The sequence below is a fragment of the Roseimicrobium gellanilyticum genome, from assembly GCF_003315205.1.
Taxonomy (GTDB): Bacteria; Verrucomicrobiota; Verrucomicrobiia; order Verrucomicrobiales; family Verrucomicrobiaceae; genus Roseimicrobium; species Roseimicrobium gellanilyticum.
Genome location: NZ_QNRR01000012.1, coordinates 139,083 through 160,633, shown reverse-complemented (window position 1 = coordinate 160,633; position 21,551 = coordinate 139,083). Strand labels below are relative to the sequence as shown.

The 21,551-nt window shown below is 56.9% G+C and carries 19 protein-coding genes, 3 pseudogenes and 1 CRISPR repeat array; of the genes and pseudogenes, 13 read left to right on the top strand and 9 right to left on the bottom strand.

The window, feature by feature from the left end; all coding sequences use genetic code 11:
- Positions 1 to 5: 5 nt before the first annotated feature.
- Positions 6 to 716, bottom strand: a pseudogene (locus tag DES53_RS33975) (type 1 glutamine amidotransferase domain-containing protein); the annotation flags it as partial.
- A 172-nt stretch (positions 717 to 888) separates the two neighbouring features.
- On the opposite strand from DES53_RS33975, the gene DES53_RS33230 reads away from it, so the two are divergent.
- On the top strand, positions 889 to 1,065 hold the full coding sequence (locus tag DES53_RS33230; protein WP_170157419.1) for a hypothetical protein: 177 nt from the start codon (positions 889 to 891) through the stop codon (positions 1,063 to 1,065).
- Here the strand turns inward: DES53_RS33230 and DES53_RS25985 are convergent.
- Both DES53_RS25985 and DES53_RS33225 read right to left on the bottom strand, forming a co-directional pair.
- Positions 1,062 to 1,274 carry a hypothetical protein gene (locus DES53_RS25985; protein ID WP_113961253.1) on the bottom strand — a complete coding sequence of 71 codons (213 nt, stop codon included), beginning with the start codon at positions 1,272 to 1,274 and terminating at the stop codon, positions 1,062 to 1,064. The two genes, DES53_RS33230 and DES53_RS25985, sit on opposite strands and share 4 nt — an antisense overlap.
- Positions 1,275 to 1,763: 489 nt before the next feature.
- Positions 1,764 to 1,916, bottom strand: coding sequence for a hypothetical protein (locus tag DES53_RS33225; RefSeq protein ID WP_170157418.1), 153 nt, complete (start codon positions 1,914 to 1,916; stop codon positions 1,764 to 1,766).
- A 439-nt stretch (positions 1,917 to 2,355) separates the two neighbouring features.
- Between DES53_RS33225 and DES53_RS33605 the strand changes: the two genes are divergently transcribed.
- A complete protein-coding gene (locus DES53_RS33605) occupies positions 2,356 to 2,580 on the top strand; it encodes a hypothetical protein (protein ID WP_211325695.1) in 225 nt (74 codons plus the stop codon).
- Here DES53_RS33605 and DES53_RS33790 read toward each other — a convergent pair.
- The 4 genes and pseudogenes from DES53_RS33790 to DES53_RS25955 form a co-directional block, all read right to left on the bottom strand.
- Positions 2,580 to 3,174: pseudogene (locus tag DES53_RS33790) on the bottom strand (IS630 family transposase); the annotation flags it as partial. The gene DES53_RS33605 and the pseudogene DES53_RS33790 sit on opposite strands and share 1 nt — an antisense overlap.
- Positions 3,175 to 3,253: 79 nt before the next feature.
- Complete coding sequence (locus DES53_RS33220; protein WP_113961249.1) at positions 3,254 to 3,445, bottom strand: ferritin family protein; 192 nt, start codon at positions 3,443 to 3,445, stop codon at positions 3,254 to 3,256.
- Positions 3,446 to 3,805: 360 nt separating this feature from the next.
- Complete coding sequence (locus tag DES53_RS25960; RefSeq protein WP_113961248.1) at positions 3,806 to 5,086, bottom strand: hypothetical protein; 1,281 nt, start codon at positions 5,084 to 5,086, stop codon at positions 3,806 to 3,808.
- A gap of 216 nt (positions 5,087 to 5,302) precedes the next feature.
- Positions 5,303 to 5,878 carry a hypothetical protein gene (locus tag DES53_RS25955; RefSeq protein ID WP_147263623.1) on the bottom strand — a complete coding sequence of 192 codons (576 nt, stop codon included), beginning with the start codon at positions 5,876 to 5,878 and terminating at the stop codon, positions 5,303 to 5,305.
- A 122-nt stretch (positions 5,879 to 6,000) separates the two neighbouring features.
- Between DES53_RS25955 and DES53_RS25950 the strand changes: the two genes are divergently transcribed.
- Together DES53_RS25950 and DES53_RS25940 are read left to right on the top strand one after the other, a co-directional pair.
- On the top strand, positions 6,001 to 7,149 hold the full coding sequence (locus tag DES53_RS25950) for a patatin-like phospholipase family protein (protein ID WP_113961246.1): 1,149 nt from the start codon (positions 6,001 to 6,003) through the stop codon (positions 7,147 to 7,149).
- Between the two features lie 316 nt (positions 7,150 to 7,465).
- A pseudogene (locus DES53_RS25940) lies at positions 7,466 to 7,561 on the top strand (IS5-like element ISCARN85 family transposase); the annotation flags it as partial.
- A gap of 132 nt (positions 7,562 to 7,693) precedes the next feature.
- Here the strand turns inward: DES53_RS25940 and DES53_RS34095 are convergent.
- Positions 7,694 to 7,846, bottom strand: a complete 153-nt coding sequence (locus DES53_RS34095; RefSeq protein WP_113961244.1) for a WCX domain-containing protein — start codon at positions 7,844 to 7,846, stop codon at positions 7,694 to 7,696.
- Complete coding sequence (locus DES53_RS25930; protein WP_113961243.1) at positions 7,843 to 8,763, bottom strand: helix-turn-helix transcriptional regulator; 921 nt, start codon at positions 8,761 to 8,763, stop codon at positions 7,843 to 7,845. The genes DES53_RS34095 and DES53_RS25930 overlap by 4 nt, the downstream gene beginning before the upstream one ends.
- Positions 8,764 to 8,881: 118 nt before the next feature.
- Here DES53_RS25930 and DES53_RS25925 point away from each other — a divergent pair, with 118 nt between their 5' ends.
- The 9 genes from DES53_RS25925 (at position 8,882) to cas2 (ending at position 19,565) form a co-directional block, all read left to right on the top strand.
- The gene (locus tag DES53_RS25925) at positions 8,882 to 9,193 is read left to right on the top strand and encodes a hypothetical protein (RefSeq protein WP_113961242.1); all 312 of its coding nucleotides are present in this window, start codon (positions 8,882 to 8,884) and stop codon (positions 9,191 to 9,193) included.
- Positions 9,194 to 9,580: 387 nt separating this feature from the next.
- A complete protein-coding gene (gene cas7g / locus DES53_RS25920; RefSeq protein ID WP_211325694.1) occupies positions 9,581 to 10,747 on the top strand; it encodes a type I-G CRISPR-associated RAMP protein Csb1/Cas7g in 1,167 nt (388 codons plus the stop codon).
- Between the two features lie 11 nt (positions 10,748 to 10,758).
- Positions 10,759 to 12,447, top strand: a complete 1,689-nt coding sequence (gene csb2 / locus DES53_RS25915; protein WP_113961240.1) for a type I-G CRISPR-associated protein Csb2 — start codon at positions 10,759 to 10,761, stop codon at positions 12,445 to 12,447.
- Positions 12,444 to 15,491, top strand: a complete 3,048-nt coding sequence (gene cas3g / locus DES53_RS25910; protein ID WP_113961239.1) for a type I-G CRISPR-associated helicase/endonuclease Cas3g — start codon at positions 12,444 to 12,446, stop codon at positions 15,489 to 15,491. The genes csb2 and cas3g overlap by 4 nt, the downstream gene beginning before the upstream one ends.
- Positions 15,488 to 16,414, top strand: a complete 927-nt coding sequence (locus DES53_RS32600) for a type I-G CRISPR-associated protein, Cas3-extension family (protein ID WP_147263622.1) — start codon at positions 15,488 to 15,490, stop codon at positions 16,412 to 16,414. Before cas3g ends, DES53_RS32600 begins: the two co-directional genes overlap by 4 nt.
- Positions 16,415 to 16,447: 33 nt before the next feature.
- Entirely contained in the window at positions 16,448 to 16,861 is a 414-nt protein-coding gene (locus DES53_RS25900; protein WP_113961237.1) for an IS1096 element passenger TnpR family protein, read from the top strand.
- A 176-nt stretch (positions 16,862 to 17,037) separates the two neighbouring features.
- The gene (locus DES53_RS33215; RefSeq protein ID WP_170157415.1) at positions 17,038 to 17,670 is read left to right on the top strand and encodes a CRISPR-associated protein Cas4; all 633 of its coding nucleotides are present in this window, start codon (positions 17,038 to 17,040) and stop codon (positions 17,668 to 17,670) included.
- Positions 17,621 to 19,225, top strand: coding sequence for a CRISPR-associated endonuclease Cas4g/Cas1g (gene cas4g/cas1g, locus DES53_RS25895; protein ID WP_170157414.1), 1,605 nt, complete (start codon positions 17,621 to 17,623; stop codon positions 19,223 to 19,225). The genes DES53_RS33215 and cas4g/cas1g overlap by 50 nt, the downstream gene beginning before the upstream one ends.
- A 22-nt stretch (positions 19,226 to 19,247) precedes the next feature.
- Positions 19,248 to 19,565: a CRISPR-associated endonuclease Cas2 gene (gene cas2 / locus DES53_RS25890; RefSeq protein WP_113961235.1), complete on the top strand. Its 318-nt coding sequence runs from the start codon at positions 19,248 to 19,250 to the stop codon at positions 19,563 to 19,565.
- Between the two features lie 229 nt (positions 19,566 to 19,794).
- A CRISPR array of direct repeats spans positions 19,795 to 21,290; the repeat unit is 36 nt; unit sequence CTCTCCACGCTCGAAGGAGCGTGGCTCCGTTGAAGC.
- Positions 21,291 to 21,551 lie beyond the last annotated feature (261 nt).

The following is a 21,551-nucleotide window of genomic DNA, read 5'->3' as shown; positions in this document are numbered from 1 at the left end:
ATGTGCTTCAACTCCTCAAGCACCGCATTCCCCACCGCCGTCGCCGACTGGGGATTTTGTCCCGTGACCACGCGCTGGTCGGCGACGACATGAGGGTGAAAGGGAGCAGACTTTTCGAAGGTGGCGCCACGCTCAATCAACTTCGACTCCAGCAGGAACGGAACCACCTTGTCGAGTTTCACTGCCACCTCTTCTTCATTGGTGAATGCGTTGATCCTTTTGCCATGTACCAGGTACTTGCCGTTGGAGAGCTTGATGTTCACCAGTCCGGCCGGACCATGACAAACCGCACTCACGATGCCGTTGTTCTCGTAGATGGTGGCCGCAATCTTCGCGAGGGCGACATTGTCTGGGAAGTCCCACATGGTGCCGTGGCCGCCGGCGAAATGGATGGCGACATACTCCGTGGGGGCGACCTCCGAGGGCTTCTTCGTGTGTTCGATCTTTTCCCGGTACACTTTGTCCTCCCAGAATTTCTTGTTGATGGGGTCTGCAAGGTCGAAGCCGTCCACCGGTGCTTTCCCGCCCTTCGGGCTCACAAAGTCGATTTCATAGCCGGCATTCACCAGCACGTCCCAAGGGTGTGCGACTTCCGACAGGTAGAAGCCTGTGGGTTCTCCCGTGTCCCCCTTTTTGTCATGGCTGGTGACGGCAAACAACACTTTGCCCTTCTGCTGCTCCGATGGTTGCGCCTGCGTGGATGCGAAGTTCGTCATGACCAAAAGAATTGCGAGCGTGCTCACCGTCCAGCGTCTGGGACCCGCAGTCAGTGTGCTTGAGTTTTTCTCGGTGGAAGCCTTCATGCGTTGTGTCGTGGTCTGGTGTGGTGGGGGATGAGCGCGTTACGCGAGCGCTGCTTGTTTCGTTTGTGAGAAGTACTCAGATTTCATGCCAGCTACCTACCACCCGCCTTATGTGCTGAGTGTGAGCGGTGTCGTGGCAATGAACTCGCTGCTGGGATCGATGCGGAATTTCGCGGGCTACGAAATATTGCCGCTGATGCGCGAAGGCTCGCTATCTCCATACGGCATCGACGTGCCAGGGGCGCGGCAGTCTGGAGGTTAGTCCACCTTGGGGACATCCGAGTGGGTGGCGGCAGGATGCTTCTCTGCTGGATCTTTTGGCATGGCATTCACCAGCGGACGGAGTCGCTTCACATCCGCATCCGCGCGGGCGAGCGAGGCTTCAGCTTTCTTCACACTTGCGCTCGCCTGCTCCACGAGGGGCTGGTAGGGCTTCGGGTCGGTTTGGAAAAGAAGATCACCCTGCTTCACGTGGCCCCCTCCTTGAAGGGAGCCTGGGTGAGGGACCCCTGCACGCGCGCGAATCTCCACTGCAGAAAAAGCCTCCGTTTGCGCCACATGCTCTACGTAGATGGGCAGATCTTTTTTTAAGACAGTGACCACAATGATATCCGGAGAAGGCGGACCCGCAGGACCAGAATCCGTCCTGCCACCGCGAAGTGAAGGTGGAATCGCATCATGGCAATGACTCCCTTTGAAGTGGCGCGTGTGCCGTGTCCGGCAACACGGCAACACGGCAACACGGCAACACGGCAACACGGCAACACGGCAACACGGCAACACGGCAACACGGCAACACGGCAACACGGCAACACGGGAAGTCGCTGTGTGGAGCCTCCGCAGGCTTGCCACCAGAGCGACAACCCGAGCCTGCAAGCGCGCGCCTCCACCTCACCTGCGACCCATCCGCTGGAGAGCCCTTTTGTGCACGTGAGCCAATACGGGTCCGAGATTTTTACTCTACGTGATCGTGGGGAATGCCGTGGTGGACGGATAGCACAGCTTGTAGTCGTGAATGGACATCGTTCTCGTGGTGTCGGCGGTTGAGATCTCCTTCCACTCGCCTTCCGTGCCAGGAGTTTCACGCTTCCATTTCCATCTCAGTACCTGCATCTTATGCGTCCGTTCACGAACGCTGGGGCATCATGCGAAACATCGCGTTCTTCGAACTTTTGATGCCCTGCGAACGACAATTGGAATGCCAATCCGGATCATCGCAACTGAGATGACGCCTTCGCGGTTACGCCCTCCACGTCCTGTGGGTGGAAACGCTGGCATGGCATCCGGTATTTGTGGGCTCATGGCAGAGGGAAGGTCCAGAGGCGGAAGCTGACCACCAGCATCACGCGGGGGTGGGGGACGAGGACGTCGCAACGGCGAGTTCGGAGAAATGGAGTTCTAACCGCTTCTTCCGGCCAATGTAGTGCTCACGGGCGACTTTCACGTCATTGCGCAGAAAGTCTGCAGCTACGTCGACGGGGCCAGCTTGACTGAAAATCAGCGAACGAGCCTCCTTCCGAAGGGTATGGAGCGCAGTGACACTTCTAACGCCATGATTTCTGAGCCATTGAAGGGCTTTGGCAAATGTGGGCATGCATCGTACCTGGACCTTGAGATGGAGGGAACCAGGGATGACGAATGGTCCGGCTTCCCACGAATGTCGGTGGGCTTTGAGGAGGTGCACGACTTCGGGAGCAATGTCGATGCGGCTTTCCGAATTGCGCGCTTTGGGACGGGAATACGCAGTGGTGCGAATCCAGATGTGGCCACCTGCTAGTTGAGCCATGATGCGCTGGTTGGAGTGAAGTACACCTGCAAGCGGGGGTGTCGTTTGAGCCACGCCTGCACTCTCGCGTGCTTGTGCGTGGCGTAGTCATGGGTGTAAGTGGCCGCTCGTCCCTTCTTGAGAGGCAACCCGGGCTGTGTGCGATCCAGAGCCTGAACCTGGCTCTTCTCATCACAGCTCAACACCAGAGCATGTTCGGAAGCATTGAGGTAGAGCCCCACGATGTCTTCAAGTTTCTGGGCAAAGTGAGGGTTGTTGGACACCTTGAAAGTGCGGGCCAGATGAGGCTTGAGCCCATGCTCACGCCATATCTCACGGATGGTCGTAGCGCCAAGACCGGTGGCTTTGGCCATGGTGCGCGTGCTCCAGTGTGTTTGTGCCACATGAGTCTTCTGGGTTGGTCTTGCGCACGACTACCGCCCTTTGGGATGGGGTGATAGTGGCTTTGCGTCCCAGACCGGGCTGGTCCTCAAGGATGCCTGCCAGACCATGGGCAGCGAAACGATCACGCCACCGCCCGGCCTTCTGTCGTGTGATGCCCAATTGGTCTGCAATTTGCTCATTGGTCCTGCCGCTGTGCCGCAGCCAGCACCCTAACACATCGCCCGCAACTATATTGTTATATTATTTAACACGCACTACACTAGGCATCATCTCGGAATTGTTACACTGTATCGTGGACCGCTTGAATCCTCGACACGATGGACTCAATGATGGGCATGTCAGCTACGGGGACGGTGTCATCGAGTTCCTCGCGGAATACCTTCTGTGTATGGTCTTCGCCGCGCTCGCACCCTTCGCGGATGGCCCGGTCGTCTCCAGCGGTGAGCACCCCTTTCAGGTTGATCCCCCCCATGGTGCAGCGTGCCCGCGACGGTAGTGTCCCTCTTCTCTTCAGGGTTGAAGGCAGCAGGCTGCTGGGCCATTACCCCTTGCTCAGCAGCGAAGCTCTGGAAAAGAGTTTTTAAGTCAGGAGCATTGACGGACTCCGTTTCTTTGATGGAATCCGTTCACCATCTGCTATAGTTTGTTGGAGGCTTGCTAGTGAAAACGTGCAATGGTATCGCTGCCAAGCCAACAACGAGTGTGTCGAGCTGAAGTTTGTCTCCATCGACTGCTCAATTTGTTAGGGTCGCCTGGGACTATTTGTAGCACATCGATCCGCCGAAGCAGGATCGTCTTTGAACATGGGCGCGAAGTTGCATCCGATAGTTGGTCATAGCTCAGCGAGAGCTCGAATTCCGGTGACAAAAATGAAACCACCTGCTAGGAAAGCCAAAAGCTGGCTTGGGACCTCCCGACGGCTGGGGTCAAGGTAATACATCCCGAACGTCGATAGAACAAAAATCGTCCCCCACGAGATAGCCTCTACAACCCTATGCAACCTGTCCGTCAGATGATCGGCCAGGATCTCGAGTCCGGTCCATTTTGCCACGAATGCCCCTATTGGGGAGGGAAAGAAGTACGCGGCGGCGACTGCGACAGCGGCCAGAACCACAGCGTACGCCTTCAGCTCAAATGGGCGTGCCTCCAAAGATGCATCCAGGCCAGCAATTAAGTGCTGAAGCTCTTGCGAGACCTTCGTGGACTCTTTCGAAAAGAGTCGTTCAATGACCTCGCGCTCATCGGATGTTCCCTTTGTCTCGAAGGAACATGGCTCCTGGGGAGATGGGTTAACTGGCTTTGGCCTCCAGTCTGGATCGAAAGCGACAAACTTGCGTCCCTTAAGCTTATTAGGTAACTCAACTGACAATGCGTTGTTGTTTTCAAGACGAATGTCCTCTGGTACGCGTCCGGTCATCCCGGTAGGGATATACAGTAGGAACTTTTCCGGGGGCACGGTGGCTTTAATGTGGCGCATCTCCCACAATACGCCGGGACTCGTCCCGGCCCGCACGACGAGCAGCTTGGCTTCACTTGCAATCCTGCGTACAACGGCCTCCCATTGAGCGTTGCTGACATACAGTCGAACGGCACCTAGCGGGGGAAGATGTTCGCCTGGCTGGCCGATAGCCAGAACTACACCAAGCTTGCTGAACATTCCCACGGCTTCAGTCTCCTCGGTCACAAATGCTGGCAGCTCGTTGTGAATGAGACGTTTACTATCGTGCGAAAACGAACGGAGATAGAGAACTGGTGACCGCGGGTCTTTCTTCAGTGCGCTCGTCGCGCTTCGCGCACTAATCCGCATTCCAAGGAACACAAATCCCCAAACAACGGGAAGAACCGCCCAGCGCCATGCATAGTTTCCCAGCTTTGACCATGACTTGTTTCTCTGCATCTTTGCCAATTGAACGTCGATTTGGGCAACTTGGTCCGCGTAGAACGCGGCGAGCTTCTGATCACCTCTCACTGATGCAATGTGACGAGACCGCTCCATGGACTCTCTGGACTCAATCCAGATCTCTTTGTTTTGGCCCGAGTTTGGCGTCAGGAGAAAAGACCATCCGTAGAGAACCGCTAGAGTCGCTGCGACCACATAGCAAAAGATCGCCATGAACCGATTTTGGATGGGGGCATAGGTAGCCACGTCGAAGTAAAGTTAGCTTTCCGTACCATTGAACTGGCACCTACGCCATGTCCAATATTTCACCGGAAGCATTCCAGGTCGCGTAGCCAATTAAATTGAGAGGTGGACTCTCTCCTGCCGGGACCGCCTCGTGATTGGAGGTAAAAAGTGAGCGTGGCGAGCAGGGGTGTAAGCCCGCTCCGCTCAGCATTGCAGTTTGGATTGCAGAGCCAGTTTCACGTCGCCTTCAAACGAAATCGTACAATCAACGGGATTGATAAGGACGAGCGGCAAGAGTCTTTTGCGTGCTAATTCCACCACCTCGGCGGTGCCTCCGGGTCCGCTGGCTGGCTCGCCATTCCACACCGCTATAAGTATGCGGGCGGATTCAACCATGTTGTCGGCCAATCTTGCGTAACAATGGGGCCTCACAGGTGGCCCCTCAATCAGACAAACCGGATTTGCGATGGATTGAGATTGTGCTTTCGCGATCAGTAGCTGTGCCCTGTTCCATAGGTCGGGTGAGGAAAAGTCCTGTGAGAACTGCTCTTCAGGGAGCGGTAACAGTACTCGAGTTGGAATAGACAGTGTCATTGCCGCCTCCACACACAGCATGTCGGCACCCTCGGCAACACCTGTGAGCACCACCACCGAGTGTTCGGCGCACGACGCACAGTCACGAAGTTCGCAAAGAAGCTGTTCGATGCGGGTGCCGACAAGCTCGTGGTGGTCGAGGTTACGGTGACCGGAGAATCCAATCACAACTGGAGATGAGCGCATCCATGGACTATGAAGCTCCTTGAGTTTAACTCCAGTGTTTGTTGGCGGCGAAGTTGACGGCGGCGATTGAAAGTGTTTAGGAGGGCAAATCGCGCACCCCCTCCCATTTACACGGTCCTCCGATGTCTTCTCAACTTCCTCCGACAGGGCAAGAGTTAGGGCTTGAAGAAAGCATGTTGTCTGCGCCCTCCATTGGACCGAAACGCATCCTTAGCATTGAAGGGGGAGGTGTTCGAGGAGTTTTCTCACTGCGAATCTTGTTGAGGATGGAGGAACTCTTACGGAGGAAACACGGGAAGGATTCAATGGTCCTGGCAGATCACTTCCATCTCATCTCGGGTACGAGCGTCGGCGCAATCATTGGCACCTACTTGTCGTATGGCTGGCCAGTCGGGGAGATGTTGAAATTGTTCAAAGAGTCTCTCCCCATCATATTTGCGCGGGCGCAATGGTGGAAATTGCATGGAGCAGCTTACAGGAGAGGTCCCCTCAGAGAAATGCTTCAAAAGCATTTTGTCGAGCCGAATGGGGGCCAAGCGCTATTCGGCACAAGGCGGTTAAAAACGTGGCTACTGGTAGTGTTGCGAAACATGTCGACTGGGGCAGCCTGGCCGCTGCTGAATCATCCCGAAGGCAAGTTTGCAAAGCTCCAGGAAGATGGTAGTTCAAACCTCAAGATTCCCCTGTGGCAAGTTGTGAGAGCTAGCACGGCTGCCCCTTGGTTTTTTCCACCTGAACGTGTGACGGTTGCGGCCGGCCAGACGATGGAGTTTGTAGACGGTGGAATCACCCCCCATAACAACCCGAGTGTCATATCCTACCTCATGGCGACCTTGCCCTGTTTCCCGCTTCAGTGGAAGAAGGGGGTGAATAACATCCAGGTTGTTTCAGTTGGTACTGGCAGGATCCGGGCCAAACTTGGTGCGTTCGAACGCGGGCGGCTGGGGAGACTGCGATTCTTGGATCATGTTCCCGCGGCTCTCATAGAGTCCACCTCGTTGGCGCAAGACCTCACAATGCGAAGCTGGGGACGTTGTATCCAAGGAGGTGTGCTGGACTCGGAACTTGGACATCTATCGGGCAAAGAGGCAGTAGGAAGTGATTTCTTGTATTGCCGCTACAATACGGAATGGACCACTGATGAAATCGACCGAGCTTGCGCGGTCAGCGGATGCAAGTTTGCATTGAGCTCCGTCAAGCTTGCACCTTGGCTCGAGAGCGAAGGCGAAAAATATGCGGACAAGCACGTTCGAATCGAGCATTTTCCGTAGTACTCCGAGATTGTGCGATTTTGGTCTCCTTTCAAAATTCGGCCTGCCACTCGTCGTCAGCAAAGTACCCTCTCGCCGCGCCGAGCGGAGGAAGGTTGTCTCCGGGTGCTCCGATTGCAATACAGAGGCCGACCAACGAAAGGCGCTTACAAAGAATCTCCTCACAACGCCGTTCCCCCATGATGCATAGGAGTTGCCCCACGCGAACAGTCAGCTTCGCCACGGTAATGTCCTCGTCTCGGAAAGAACGAAAAACCAAGATTCATATGGTTATCGCAAATGAACGGACGGCCGACGGAAAATCAAGTCTGTCGCAATGGACAAGGCCTATGCAGGCAACGAGACACGCCAGTTGGTTCTTGAACTCAAACTGGAGCCTGTTGTGCCGCCGAAATCTGATCGGCTCAACCCATGAGAGTGCGACAAGGGACCTTACAAGCGGCACAACGAGTGACCTTCTGGCTTCTTCTCGTTCATGTTGCCTCCAACTACCTGCAATCAGAGTCCAGCCCCAAGCACCCTCTGGCATCATCAGCTCCATGCCTCAGCTACTTGGGGAGAGGTCCATTGCGAGAGCGTGAGGCTGCACCGAGTGTCTCTGAGCCATGAGCTGGACCTCGTTTTGAATTCGTTCTCGCAGCTCTACAGGCTCCATTACTTGGACATGTTGGCCCCAGCTCAGGATCCAGCGCGTCAATTCTTCCCAGCCAGATCCTGCAGGCGGAACTCAATGCTGCCATCCTTTTTGGCAACGATCTCTTGGCTGGGGTGCCATTGCCTTTCAGCCACCACACGCGCCGCGTATCCCGTGAAAAGCAGCCTGACCATTTCTTGTTTGCGACCTTCGAGTTCATACGACCAGACACCGAAGCCTCCCGCGAGATGCTTCGCTGCATCGAAGTCTGCAGGTGGGGCGAACCGCGTCTTGAGCAGGGTGAGGTGCCGCATGCGCGGGAGGGCGAAGGTGCGCTCCGCACGGCGAGCCAGATCATAAGCAGTGAGGTACCAGCCCTGCTCCACCCGGCCAATGTGATAAGGCCGTACCTTCCGCTGTTCAGGGCGTGTAGCACCTAGCTTCAGGTAGTCGAAGGTCACTTCTCGCCGCTCCAGCACAGCGTCCAGGAGCGTGCTGAAGAACTCCAGGTCAGCGGCGACTACTCCGGTGGTCTTCACGGAAAAGGCGGCATCGAGTTCCGTCCAGCGAAAGGAGACCGTCCCAGTCGCCGCCTCCGCGATCTTCTCAAAACTCTCCGCGAGGAGCTTCTCCAGCCGCGTACCGTGGAGTGGCTCCAGTGCCCGGCGCGCCAGGAAGAGTGCCAGCATGTCGCGTCGTGAGAGCTGTAGCAGGGGAAACTCGGTCACCGGCGTTGTGTAGAAGTAGCCGTGCTCACGCTCGTGATATTCCAGAGGGAGGCTCATCTCATCCCGCATGAAATTCAGGTCTCTCTGAATCGTCTTGGGCGTCACCTCAATCTCACGGGCCAGTGTGCTGCAGTTCGGGAAGCGCTTCGCAATCAGCAGGCCGTGGATCTGGAGGATGCGTTGGATGGGGCGTCGCGTGCGCCCCACGCGGCGCGAGGTGGCGGCAGAGGAACGGGAACGGAACTGGTTCATGGATGTTAACGAAAAAAAGTTCGGGCCTCACCCTGCCTATGTCCTACCCTCTCTTCTAGGATGTGCGAAGAGAACTGACAAATTGTTTCTCCATCAAACATCATCGAGGAACTGACGCATGATCACGGGACTTGTCGTAAGCATCCAGGGCGCGGAATTGCAGAAACTGTGCAAGGCGCGTGCTGCCCATCACCGCAAGCGCGCGAAGGTCTATGAGGAACAGATTCGAGGAATGAAAGAGAACCAGATCGAAGCGTCGCAGCTTACCAACGGAGATCCTGTGCGGAATCTCCAATCCCAACTGGACCACCACCTGGACGAAGCCGGCGAGATGGCCTTCATCGCGAACCATCTTGAGTCCAGGGAGAAATACCGCCTTGAGCGTGCAGATCTGGCCAAGCTCGGGATATGCAAAGGACGTGGCTGGTGAGGCACAAGGTGCTCTCATTTAAGCCCGAGCGGATCCAATTGCAAAACTCTTTGACTCCCGTTTGCTGCCATGAATCTCCATCTTGTTGAGGAGCTTGAGTCCTGCGGATGAAAATCAGAGGCAAGATGGATACCCATGCCATGCATGATGAGGCCAAGCCCATGGATGAATTGTGAAGGAGGAGGGCAAAATATGATAACTCACGCTTTTGGTACACACTAATCTGACGAGTTTGTGTTGACTAAGTTGCTAATGTTTTGCCACATTATTGCAGTCAAAGGCATGTCCGATGAGGGGCGACCGTCATCCTCTCGAGTTCAACTTTCTACGGCCAGAGAACAATTCTAACCGAGCAACCCGATGTCCTCAAAATTTCCTCTCACCTACTTGGCTGATGCTGTCAATTCAAGCGCAGCTGCCTTCCGTTGTCGCGTCACACTCCAGCCTGCTGGTGGAGTCGGAGATAAGGTCTTCCCTCCTACCTGCGCTGGAGCAGTTTATGCCATTGAGCAGCGTCAAATTTTTGATGTTGATGGCAAGAATCCCCAGACGAAAACCTGCGTTGTCCTCGATTCTGTTCAAGCCCAGGCAAACCGGATGGAAGAGGCACTTCAAGCGGCCTTGGATGCGGGCAAGATCAAAGTGCCAGTACTTAGCGTGGACTTCACAGGGCTGGGATTGTTGGATGAGGTCGGGCGTGTGACGAGTCTTGAGGCACCTCACCGGGTCGCGGATGCGATTCTTCGTGACAGTCTTCACGAGGGTATTGCCTTTCGGAAAAGCGATCTAGGCAAGCAACTTGATGCCGCAAGCCTTCAGAATGCTACGCCGCTCTATCAACTTTGTCCCACCGCTCTCGTGTTCGGGATTTGGGATTCCACAGGGCCGAAAGGCGGTTTGGGCGCCAAGTTCCAGCGGGCGCTGACCTCTGAAATCATTGGGGTCAATGCCCAAGTAGGGAAGAAGACCAGCAGCAGGATCGATCCCTTGGGTATGCGAGCGGCCGCCAAGGTCATCAAGAAGGACGGTACGTATGAACTCGCCAGTGATAAGGCGCCGGGCGCGGTTTCACCATCAGAAGTCAACCACGGCAATATCCCGCCTGACATAAGTAATGGTGGAGCCACCATCGATTACGCCGATCAAATCATCGTGCTCTCGCTTCCTGCTCTGCGACGCCTTCGCTTCCCTGTGGATGGTAAAGTGACGGCGGAACGCGATACCGCCGCCCGGACGGTGCTTGTGGCCCTCGCACTGACTTCGGCCGCCCTGGCCGCGGAGAGTGGTTTTGACCTGCGCTCACGCTGCCTGCTCTGGCCCACTGGACCACTGACATGGGAGTTGCTGAAAACCCCTGGCCAGGAGCCTGAGAAACATGTCATCACTTCTGAGGTGGCCATCGCGCTTCTGAACGAGGCCGTGGGTCAGGCAGAGAAGCTCGGTCTGAAATGGCATGGCGACCCGATCACTCTGAAGCCAGCGCCAAATCTGATCGCTCTGCTTAAACGTTCTCAGGAGATCGCGGCCAGCACTACCGAGCCGAGCGGAACCTAGTACTTTTTCCCATGTTCGCTCTAGGCATCGAGTTCCTCACTGGCACGGCTGTGATGACCTCCGCAGATACCCGTGATACGGCAGAATGGCCGCCGCACCCTGCGCGTGTCTTCATGGCACTCGTAGCGGCCCACTATGAAACGCACCCTGTCATCGACGATGGCAGAGAGGCTTTTGCCGAGTGGTCAGAGGAACGTCTCTGCCTTGAATGGCTGGAAGAGCAGAGTGCCCCAGCATTGGCGTACTCCGAAGTTCCCAAGGAGCATCGACGCACTGTGGTAAAAGTATATGTACCGGTGAACGACACCGGACTGTCCTCAAGACCCGCCAGTGTAAAGGCTTCTGAGATGCGCTATGCTTTGGGTGTGATGCCAGCCTTTCGTAGCAGGCAGGAGCGCACTTTCCCGGCGGTGGGGCTCGGCCTCGAGAACCAACGTAACTGTGTTCATCTCGTGTGGAATAATGCCGAACTGCCTCCAGTGTTGCAGCCAGCCTTCAAGAGACTGGCCGCCAAGGTCGTCAGGATCGGCCATTCCTCTTCACTGACTTCAGTTTGGGTGGCGGAGCAATCTCCCCTGCCACAGATGGCACTGTTCCCCTCTGAGCCGTCCAAAGGTTCTCGAGGAGGAATGAAGCTGCGCAGCATCGCCCCAGGCTTTCTGGCAGATCTGGACCAGCGATTCAATGCTAGTGACATTGACGCGTTCTTTGAACTCTCCCAAAAAATTCAGACAGCGACAGGTGCAGCGGCCAAAAAAACGGCCAAGGCAGCATTCAAAGAACGCTTTAACGAGGACTGGGCAGCCACACTGTCTGCGCCCGTGCGCCGTCTGCCCTCTGTTGGCACCAGTCAGACCTATACACCGCCAGTAGACGATGCCCTCCCTTGTGCCTCATCTGTCTTCGATCCTGAACTCCTCGTGCTAACAAAGCTCGACGGACGGGTGCTGGGCCTGGAGTCCACCAACATGCTTGTTGAAGCCTTGCGCGGCACGTTGCTCACCGGAAGTGAAACCGCGCCACCCTGGTTCACCGGTCATCGTGAGCACGGCGAGCCTGCTGCCGCGCCACATCTCGCTGTTCTACCGCTGGCTTTTGTGGGCGGAGAATATGCAGACGGGCACGTTCTCGGCATGGCACTCGCTTTCCCAAAAGCCGTGAGTTCGAAGGAGCGTGCTGGGCAACTTAAACGTGTACTATTTGATGCAGATGGCGCGGACAAGGATGTCATTTTGAAACTTGGCCGCCATGGTACTTGGAAACTTCAACGTGAAGATCGCGCTCCACGCTCCCGGCCCTTGAGCCTTTGTTCCGAAACTTGGACTGAAGCGTCAACGATCTGGGCCAGCGTCACACCGGTGGTTCTTGATCGCCATCCGAAGTTCGACCCTGCGGATCCTAAAGAGCGTGAAGCTTGGCGGCGGGAGGTTACCGAAATAATCAGAACCAGTTGCGCCAATATCGGTCTGCCTTGTCCGGCATCTATTGACCTCGACAGGACATCATGGCATCGCGGTGCTCCTCGAGCACGGCCCGGTCCCAACGGAATGCCGTGGCTGAGCAGCAAGACAGGGAATTCGCGGCAACAGGTGCACGTGCTCCTGCACTTTGATAGTGAGGTGGAGGGGCCCGTCCTCATCGGTGCAGGTCGATACCGCGGTTACGGCGTTTGCAAGCCTCTTGGTCTGCCACCGTCATGAGTTCCCTGCCATCCATTTCGCCTGAATCGTTTGGTGAGTTCTTCCGAGCCCTATGGGGTTACGAGCCATTTCCATGGCAGGAAGAGTTTGCGGGCCAGCTTTGCGCGGGCCTGCCTCCCGAATACTATGTTACCGTCCCCACAGGCAGCGGAAAGACAGCCTGCTTGGATGCGGCAGTATTCGCGCTTGCTGTCCAGGCCTCCCGGCCTGTTTCGGAACGTACCGTAGGGCGCCGCATATTCTTCATCGTAAATCGTCGTATCATCGTGGATGAAGCCTTTGACCGGGCAAAAAGACATTTGGAGCCCGCTCTCGCAGATCCTGAAACATATCTGGCTCGGCGCGAGGCAGGAGAGGAGCCGGACAAACGCAAGTCACCAGAGGAACTGGCGAAGGCATCCGCCACCTTGCGGCGGATAGCAGATGCCTTGATGAGCCTCGGTGGAGAAAAGGCTCTCACCTGTGGCGAACTGCGAGGCGGTATCTATCGGGATCGAGCCTGGGCACAGTCCATTCTCCAGCCCATGATCTTGTGCAGTACCGTTGACCAGGCAGGTTCGCGACTCTTGTTCCGGGGTTACGGCGTGAGTGATGAGGCGAGGCCAATCCACGCCGCTCTGGTTTCGCAGGACAGTCTTTTGCTGGTCGATGAAGCACATGTCAGCCAGCCTTTTCTTCAAACTCTTGGATGGGTGAGGCGCTACCGTATCCACCAGTCCGGGGATGCCCAGACAGTGCGGCTGGCATTCTCTGCTGTAGGGATGACTGCCACCCCGCCGAAAGGTGACAAGATTACCTTGCTGGAGCTTGGCCGGAAAGACCGTGAGCACCCTCTCCTCAAAAAGCGACTTCATGCCGCCAAGCCTGTGCGGCTCGTTCGGGCGGCGAAAGCAAAGGGCAAGAATGCCGGCGACGAACTGGTAAAAGTTCTTGAGGCTGAAACGTCGGCCATCATTACCAGGCACCCAACGCTAAGGTCCATCGCGATCATGGTCAATCGAGTCGCCACGGCACGAGAACTCGAGAGAGTGCTTACCAAAAAGCACAGTTCCGCCCAAGTTACTCTCGTGATCGGCAGGATGCGACCTCTTGACCGGGATCAAGTCACTCAGGCATTGCAGTCGCTGCTCAAAACCGGAGTCCAATCCAGTGCCACTTCTCCATTGCAAATAGTGGTCTCCACTCAGTGCCTCGAAGTCGGTGCGGATCTCGATTTCGATGCACTCGTGACTGAGTGCGCGAGTCTCGACGCCTTGAGACAGCGCTTCGGTCGGCTGAACCGTGCTGGTAGAGACATCCTCGCCGAAGGAGTTGTAGTTGTACCCGAGGACCAGTGTATCGAGGAAAGCAAACTCGACAAAAACGCACTTATAGATCCGATCTACGGCAATGCCATTCCTCGTACCTGGCGGTGGCTGGAGCATCGCGCCAATGACGGCGTCATTAACTTTGGCCTCGATGTCATGACGGAGGCTGTCACGATGGCTCGCGAGGAGGATGAGAACGCCTTCTCCCTTCTCCTCACGCCTCGTGAGAATGCTCCTGTGCTGTTGCCCGCCCATCTCGACTGTTGGGCACAGACGAACCCCGCACCCGCAGTCGAGCCAGATGTGTCACTTTTCCTGCACGGTCCCAAGCGTGACATGGCGGAGGTGCAGGTTTGTTGGCGTGCTGACCTGCCTGAGCGCGTGGACCTGTGGGCAGAAACCCTTGCTCTCTGCGTTCCTACCATCATCGAATGCCTGCCTGTGCCACTGCACCTGATGCGCCAGTGGCTGGAAAGGAAGAGCAGCTTCAACGATGCCAGCGGCGACGCGCCGTCAATGACTAAGGATGAGGCAGACGCTAGAGGTGGCCGTAAGGTTGCCCCAGAAGAGGCGGTGCAAGCCCTTCTTTGGCGGGGTGAAGATAGCAAGCCCCTTGAATCACCCTCTGATCTGCGACCAGGACAAACCATTGTGCTGCGAGCCACTGATGAAGGCTGGCATGAGATCGGTCACGTCCCCTGGGCCACCGCCGCCACAATAGATCAGGCCGAAGAGGGCCAGGCGAGCATTCGCAGACGTGCAGTGATTCGACTGCATCCGAGCGCCTGGTGGCCTCAGGGAGAAGGTGAGAGTCCCGCCGCAAAATTGAAGCAATGGGTCAGAGAGTCTGACTTCGAATGGCAATCACAGGAGGCCAGAGAGAGCCTCCAAGCGATCGCGGCGGCGACTCGTGAAAACGTCTCCCTTTCCAAGAGACTCGATTTCCTCACTAGCGTCCGAAAACTAAAGGCCGAACCCTACCCGGATGGTTCTGGGATTGTTCTTTGGGCTTTCGGTTATAATCCATCCGAGTCAGATGCTGAAGCTCTTCCTGCGGACGACGCCCATGGGGATCCCTTGCTTCAAGGGTCAAAGAGGCAGTCTCTTGTTTCTCACACCAATCAGGTGACCGGGTTGACTCTGGAATATGCAGATGCCTTGGGCTTGGTTGATCAAAAAGAGCCCATTACCTACGCGGCTAGACTGCACGATTTAGGCAAGGCAGACCCACGCTTTCAAGCAATGCTGATCCAAAGTTCCGTGAGCGCTGCGTATGCTTTGCCTGCGTTGTTGGCGAAGTCCGACTCCATACCCAACTCGGCCTGGGGCAGGGAACAGGCCCGCCAGCGTGCTGGCCTTCCCAAGGGATTCCGTCACGAAATGCTCTCCGTTCAGCTCGTGTCTCGACCAGCGGCAAAAGACGTGCTGCCGCCGAGCAGCCTGCATGCTGCGCTGGTACTTCATCTCATTGCAAGTCATCATGGATTTGCCCGCCCCCTAGCCCCGGTGGTATCCGATGAAGACCCACCGGCGATTCAACTTGAGGATTTCGGTCTAACCCTTGGTACTGAAGAACGCCTCGCCGATCCTGCTCATGCGCTGGACTCAGGCGTCGCTGAACGCTTCTGGGCACTTACCCGTCACTACGGATGGTGGGGCCTTGCTTTCCTCGAAGCGGTCCTTCGCCTTGCCGACCAAACCGCCAGTGCCTCACCAGAATTAGCCTCTGAGCCATGAGCACTCGCATCACTGAACATACCCTCCTCGCCTTGCAAGCATCGAGTCTGCTGGGATTCATGGCGTCACTTGGAGCCTTTTTCACTCTTGGCAGAAGACCGGAGTATGCGGCAAGCCGGATGCGATGGGTTCCGCAAGGTAGCTCCTATTGTCCCGTGTTTCAAACCCCTGGAATCCAGGATGCGGATGCGCTGCTCACATGCCTTCACGAGCATCTCTCCGCAGCTGAAGGACATCGCGTCATCACGTTCGAGAAGGATTTGAAGGTGTCACAAGCAATCTTTCGAAACCTCTCAAGGGAGATGGCAGAATCCTTCTTGGAGCAGAAGGATTCATTTGGAAGTGAGATGGCAGCTGCGTTCGGAAGCGATGGCGCTGTCAATGAAGAGGGCATGATCGAAGACACCGCTTTCCGCACCATGAGTGGGGCTGGACATCAGCATTTCCTTAGCTTCATGAATGAACTTGCAAAGGAAACCAACATTGACCACCTTCGTGAGGCGTTGTACGGCCCGTGGCGCTATCGTGATCCGAGCCCGATTATGCGATGGGACGATGCCGATGACCGCCGTTATGCCCTTCGATGGGACGAACCCTCTAAAGATCCTGTTCGCACAGTCCGGGGTGCAAACAGACTCGCAATTGCTGCACTTCCTCTCTTTCCAACAGTGCCTACCGCTGGAGGAGGTCTGGCGACTGTAGGATTCAAGGGGAACAAGAGCAACAATACGTTCGTTACTTGGCCCATCTGGACTGGATGGCTGTCAATGGATGCAGTCAGGTCAACTCTGGTCCTGAGCGAATTGCAAAAATCCGAGCCTTCTACATCCGAACTCTCCGCTCGCGGAATTTGCGCAGCCTTCCGCAGCCAACGAATCACTTTGGGCAAGTATCGGAATTTTACACCAGCAAAGCCAATTTAGGAAAGGTCGTTGGCGGTACAGAGGCTCTTCTGCATGACCGAACATCACTTCACCCTTCAATACGACACCTTCAAAGCGGAACTGGTCCTGGGAGGGGATTGGTCGTTGTATGAATTCGCGGAGTTCATCATCAAGACGGTGAAGTTTGACCTCGACCATGCGTTTGAGTTTTGTAACAACCTGAAAAATCCCTATGCGAGCAAGGAGCGCTATACTCTCTTCGCCGATATAGGAGAGGGGGAGGGGGAAGCGGGGGTGCATGAGACGCTGGTGTCGGCGGTGTTCCGTTCCAGGAAGAAGATGGTCTTCCACTTCGACTTCGGGGACGATTGGTTCTTTCTGATCACCTGCACAGCGGTGAAGGAGTCGAAGGGGAAGAGGCGTTTCAGAAAGGTGGTGGCCAAGAGTGGGAGGCCGCCGGTGCAGTATCCGGACTATGACGAATGATGCGTGGATACTCCGGATACTGAGCAAGGCTTCTGGCGAAGCCTTCTGCCTTCCTGACACCTATTCCTACCTTGAAGAGACGCCGGGGTTAGCGCGGGCGGTCGTCTTTGTGAAGATGGTTTCTCTTTACGACTAACGGAGTATCTGGCAAAGTTATTCTTCACGTTGATGAAGAGATGAATGTGCTACCCGACATCCGCACGGCGCGAGCTCTCTACCCGTGGCGACCGCCGGGGTGGGAGTTGGACTATCTCTATGAGCCGCTCCCGGTGCCGGCGGATCATCCTGAGCTGCCGCTTTTCCCGGATGGGGAGTCTGGCCCTGGAGGACGCCAGGCGAGTGGTGACACGATTCCTGAGGCGGAGCGTCGTGAACGGTTGCCTTTCCCTGCGACGCGCCTGGATGAGCCGATGCCGGCGCGCATGCTCAATGAGTTCGTGTATTGTCCGCGGCTGTTTTACTACGAGTTTGTTGAAGGTGTATTCGTAGAGAATGCGGACACGGAACGGGGAAGCGCGATTCATGAGAAGGTAGACCGGGGCAGGGGGGAACTGCCCAAAGTGAAGAAGGGGAAGCGCAAGAAGAAGGGGGAGGGGGAAGAGGTTGCGGAACTTGCGTTGCAGGAGGAGGTGGGTAGTGACGGTGAGCGTCCCGGTGCGCTGGAGGTGGGTGATACACCCCTTGCGGATGATGGACAGACAGCAGATGGGGGGAGTGGGGGCGGAAACAACGACGGAGACGATCCATTCACGCTCGGCGATGCTGAGCTCAGAGCGATTGGGGGTGGTGGCGAAGATGGACCTCATTGAGGTGACGATGGGTGTGAGCACGAGCCATGGGGATGAGGCTGTCGCACCGCTCTCCGTCACGCCGGTGGACTACAAGGCTGGGGCGCCGCGCCCGGGTGCGGATGCCAATGAGCTGTGGGATACAGACAAGATGCAGCTGGGTCTGCAGATTCTCATCCTCAGGGACAATGGTTACACTTGTGATGAAGGCGTGATCTATTACCGGGCCACGCGGCAGAGGGTGCGTCTGCCAATGACGCCAGAAATCGAGGAATGGATCCAAGAGCGCATCCAGCAGGCGCGTGCCACGGCTTTGGGTAGCCTGCCGCCGCCCCTGGTGGGGTCACCAAAATGCGTGCGCTGCTCGCTGGCGCCTGTTTGCCTTCCAGATGAGACGCGCATGCTGGCAACGCGTGATGTGCAGAGTGGTCCAGAGCCTGCGCCCTTGAATCTTGCTGAAAGTAACGGGCGGGACAATGGCGAAACGGTTTTCATCCGCCGGCTTATCGCGGCGCGCGATGATGAGCGTGCCCTTTACCTGAATACACCAGGTATACGTGTGGGCCGCAAAAATGAGGTGCTGGTAATGAAGGATGGCGAGGCCGTGCTGGATGAGGTGCGGGCGCGGGATGTCACGCATGTGGCGCTCTTTGGCAATATTCAGCTCTCCACGCAGGCGTTGCAGATGCTGTGCGAGCTGGAGGTGCCGATTGCCTATTTCTCCATGGGGGGGTGGTTCTACGGGCTGACGCGGGGACATGGGATGAAGAATGTGCTCACGCGCATCGAGCAATTCCGAGCGGCGGAAGATGGAAGACGGTGCCTGGCGCTTGCGAGCCGGTTCGTGAACGGGAAGATTCGCAATCAACGCACGCTGTTGATGCGGCTGCACGTGGAGGCTGCGCCAGCGGTGCTGTTGAGGCTGAAACAGGCGGCGCTGGATGCGCTCGCGGCGCGTAGTATTGAGGCTTTGCTTGGGATTGAGGGCGCTGCTGCGGCGCTGTATTTCCAGCACTTCGGTGGGATGATCAAAGTGGAGCGTGATGACGATGAGCTGCCAGGACTGGGAAGTGCCGAGCCGGAACCGGAGAAGGAGCCGGAGTTTGCCTTCGATTTCACCAAGCGCTCCCGACGTCCCTCTACGGACCCGGTGAATGCGCTGCTCTCACTCGCATACAGCCTGCTGGCGAAGGACTGCACGATTGCGGCGCATGCCGTGGGGTTTGATCCGTATGTGGGCTTCTATCATCAGCCGAGATTCGGCCGCCCTGCGCTGGCGTTGGATCTTATGGAGGAATTCCGCCCGTTGGTGGCGGAGAGCACCGTGCTGACGGCGCTCAATAACCGGATGATCACGCCGCGCCATTTCGTGCGCGCTGGGGACGCGGTGAATCTGACGCCGGCGGGGAGGAAAATTTTCTTCCAAGCGTATGAGCAGCGGATGAACACGCTCATCACCCATCCAATTTTTGACTATCGTGTGAGCTACCGGCGGGTTTTGGAACTGCAATCTCGTCTGCTGGCGCGGCATCTTACGGGTGAGATTCCGGAGTATGTGCCGATGGTGACCCGTTGAGTATGTTCGCACTTCTCTAGCCATGTCGTCCCGAGGGCAAGCCTTCTCAACACGGATCACGTATCTGGTGTGCTACGACATTGCCAATGACAAGCGCCTGAGGAAGGTGTTCAAGGTGTGCCGGAACTATGGCACCCACCTGCAGTATTCTGTGTTCGAGTGCGATCTGAATCCTCGTGAACGTACGAAGCTGGAGCGGGAACTGAAGGCTCTTATCAAGGAAGATGAGGATCAGGTGCTATTTGTCTCGCTTGGGCCCGTGGGTGGCCGGGGCGACCGCGTCATCGCTTCGCTGGGCCTGCCGTACGCGCGCTTTGACGCCCCCTGCTATGTGGTGTAAATCATCGGCCAGGGGTGACCGGGTGATCTTTGACATTTCGATGACAATCCAAAATCAGTCACGCGAGCGGTGTGGTGCCGTGCTTACCCCTGGCACCCGCTCGCGTGCTGATACCCAACCTGTTAGGTTCCGCATATGCATTTCTACACCTTTCTTTGTCCGCTGCCTCCGCAGACGTCTCGCGAAGGCTTCGCAGCGTCGTTCAGGGACAGCGGGTGGGGTGAGGTGACTCTCCACGCTCGAAGGAGCGTGGCTCCGTTGAAGCTTCCTCTCCCGAATCCCAGCCTTAAGGGGTTCGCCATCTCTCCACGCTCGAAGGAGCGTGGCTCCGTTGAAGCTTCTGTCGGTGTAGTGCTCATATTCAAAACAACTCCCTCTCCACGCTCGAAGGAGCGTGGCTCCGTTGAAGCATCTGCTCTTCGCGACCATGGAATACCATCAGCACTCTCTCCACGCTCGAAGGAGCGTGGCTCCGTTGAAGCCATACTCCCACCATTCCCACCCGGACCGCCAAGACCGGCTCTCCACGCTCGAAGGAGCGTGGCTCCGTTGAAGCCGTGGGTGCCTTGTCGGACTTCTTCTCCTGGTACTGCTCTCCACGCTCGAAGGAGCGTGGCTCCGTTGAAGCAAGCCCAAGGGCCTCGCAAATAGCGTCAATCGCCTTCTCTCCACGCTCGAAGGAGCGTGGCTCCGTTGAAGCGCCTGGGTGCTGCCCGGCTTGATGTCGAACGGATGCCTCTCCACGCTCGAAGGAGCGTGGCTCCGTTGAAGCTAGCCGGGCAGATGAACCATTTCCCCCTCATGCTCTCTCTCCACGCTCGAAGGAGCGTGGCTCCGTTGAAGCATTTTCACGACACATTCAACAAAACAAACATCATGACTCTCCACGCTCGAAGGAGCGTGGCTCCGTTGAAGCCACCGCTTCCGCCTTTGGTCGGCTTGGAAACAGATCGCTCTCCACGCTCGAAGGAGCGTGGCTCCGTTGAAGCGCCGGAGTGGGTCAGTTCCTTGCCGCTCTGGTGCTTGCTCTCCACGCTCGAAGGAGCGTGGCTCCGTTGAAGCGGGGTCGGTATGACTCCAGTTCTGTGCCTTCCAGTCTCTCTCCACGCTCGAAGGAGCGTGGCTCCGTTGAAGCGACGTGCATTCGCGGAAATTGGACATGACACTTGGAGCTCTCCACGCTCGAAGGAGCGTGGCTCCGTTGAAGCTGTACTTGCAGAAGCGGGGTTTTTCATGTCAATGTGACTCTCTCCACGCTCGAAGGAGCGTGGCTCCGTTGAAGCACCTTCATCTGCCTGCAACCACCTCCACCCATTTTTTCCTCTCCACGCTCGAAGGAGCGTGGCTCCGTTGAAGCCCGATGGAGGGTCGGTGAGTCAGGCGACCGCCGTGTACTCTCCACGCTCGAAGGAGCGTGGCTCCGTTGAAGCTGAGGGCGCTTTGTGAGAAGCAGCCAGATGAGATTGGCTCTCCACGCTCGAAGGAGCGTGGCTCCGTTGAAGCTGGGTAGCTTAGGTGAGTGGGCATCGAAAACAATAGGCTCTCCACGCTCGAAGGAGCGTGGCTCCGTTGAAGCGTTTCTTCATCGCGGGCCAGCACCCACGCCATGTCGCCCTCTCCACGCTCGAAGGAGCGTGGCTCCGTTGAAGCTGGTGGTCCACGAGCTGGAGGGGTCCGAAAAAGCTCACCCTCTCCACGCTCGAAGGAGCGTGGCTCCGTTGAAGCCAGTGGCCTTGGTGGTGTGGGGTGTGTTGACAAGGCGGGACTCTCCACGCCCGGCCCAGACGCTTCTCTTCAAGATTGCCACCTACGGTGAGCCCTTTTCCGGGACGTACTCTGCACCGCGGCGAAGCGCCCCATTGGTGACGGCTTTTGCGAGCGAGCACAGGCTGCCTCCACGGAAATCCTGCAGCTCGACGTAGTGGGAGCAGTAGAAGTGGGATCGCTTCCCGGTCAACGCGATCCTTCCAGCAGGTACATCCATTT

Bases quoted from the DNA above. Each gene is read 5' to 3' on its own strand.
- DES53_RS33230 (WP_170157419.1), top strand. From the start codon at position 889: ATGCCAGCTACCTACCACCCGCCTTATGTGCTGAGTGTGAGCGGTGTC.
- DES53_RS33225 (WP_170157418.1), bottom strand. From the start codon at position 1,916: ATGCAGGTACTGAGATGGAAATGGAAGCGTGAAACTCCTGGCACGGAA.
- DES53_RS33605 (WP_211325695.1), top strand. From the start codon at position 2,356: ATGATTTCTGAGCCATTGAAGGGCTTTGGCAAATGTGGGCATGCATCG.
- DES53_RS33220 (WP_113961249.1), bottom strand. From the start codon at position 3,445: ATGGGGGGGATCAACCTGAAAGGGGTGCTCACCGCTGGAGACGACCGG.
- DES53_RS25960 (WP_113961248.1), bottom strand. From the start codon at position 5,086: ATGGCGATCTTTTGCTATGTGGTCGCAGCGACTCTAGCGGTTCTCTAC.
- DES53_RS25955 (WP_147263623.1), bottom strand. From the start codon at position 5,878: ATGCGCTCATCTCCAGTTGTGATTGGATTCTCCGGTCACCGTAACCTC.
- DES53_RS25950 (WP_113961246.1), top strand. From the start codon at position 6,001: ATGTCTTCTCAACTTCCTCCGACAGGGCAAGAGTTAGGGCTTGAAGAA.
- DES53_RS25930 (WP_113961243.1), bottom strand. From the start codon at position 8,763: ATGAACCAGTTCCGTTCCCGTTCCTCTGCCGCCACCTCGCGCCGCGTG.
- DES53_RS25925 (WP_113961242.1), top strand. From the start codon at position 8,882: ATGATCACGGGACTTGTCGTAAGCATCCAGGGCGCGGAATTGCAGAAA.
- csb2 (WP_113961240.1), top strand. From the start codon at position 10,759: ATGTTCGCTCTAGGCATCGAGTTCCTCACTGGCACGGCTGTGATGACC.
- cas3g (WP_113961239.1), top strand. From the start codon at position 12,444: ATGAGTTCCCTGCCATCCATTTCGCCTGAATCGTTTGGTGAGTTCTTC.
- DES53_RS32600 (WP_147263622.1), top strand. From the start codon at position 15,488: ATGAGCACTCGCATCACTGAACATACCCTCCTCGCCTTGCAAGCATCG.
- DES53_RS25900 (WP_113961237.1), top strand. From the start codon at position 16,448: ATGACCGAACATCACTTCACCCTTCAATACGACACCTTCAAAGCGGAA.
- DES53_RS33215 (WP_170157415.1), top strand. From the start codon at position 17,038: ATGAATGTGCTACCCGACATCCGCACGGCGCGAGCTCTCTACCCGTGG.
- cas4g/cas1g (WP_170157414.1), top strand. From the start codon at position 17,621: ATGCTGAGCTCAGAGCGATTGGGGGTGGTGGCGAAGATGGACCTCATT.
- cas2 (WP_113961235.1), top strand. From the start codon at position 19,248: ATGTCGTCCCGAGGGCAAGCCTTCTCAACACGGATCACGTATCTGGTG.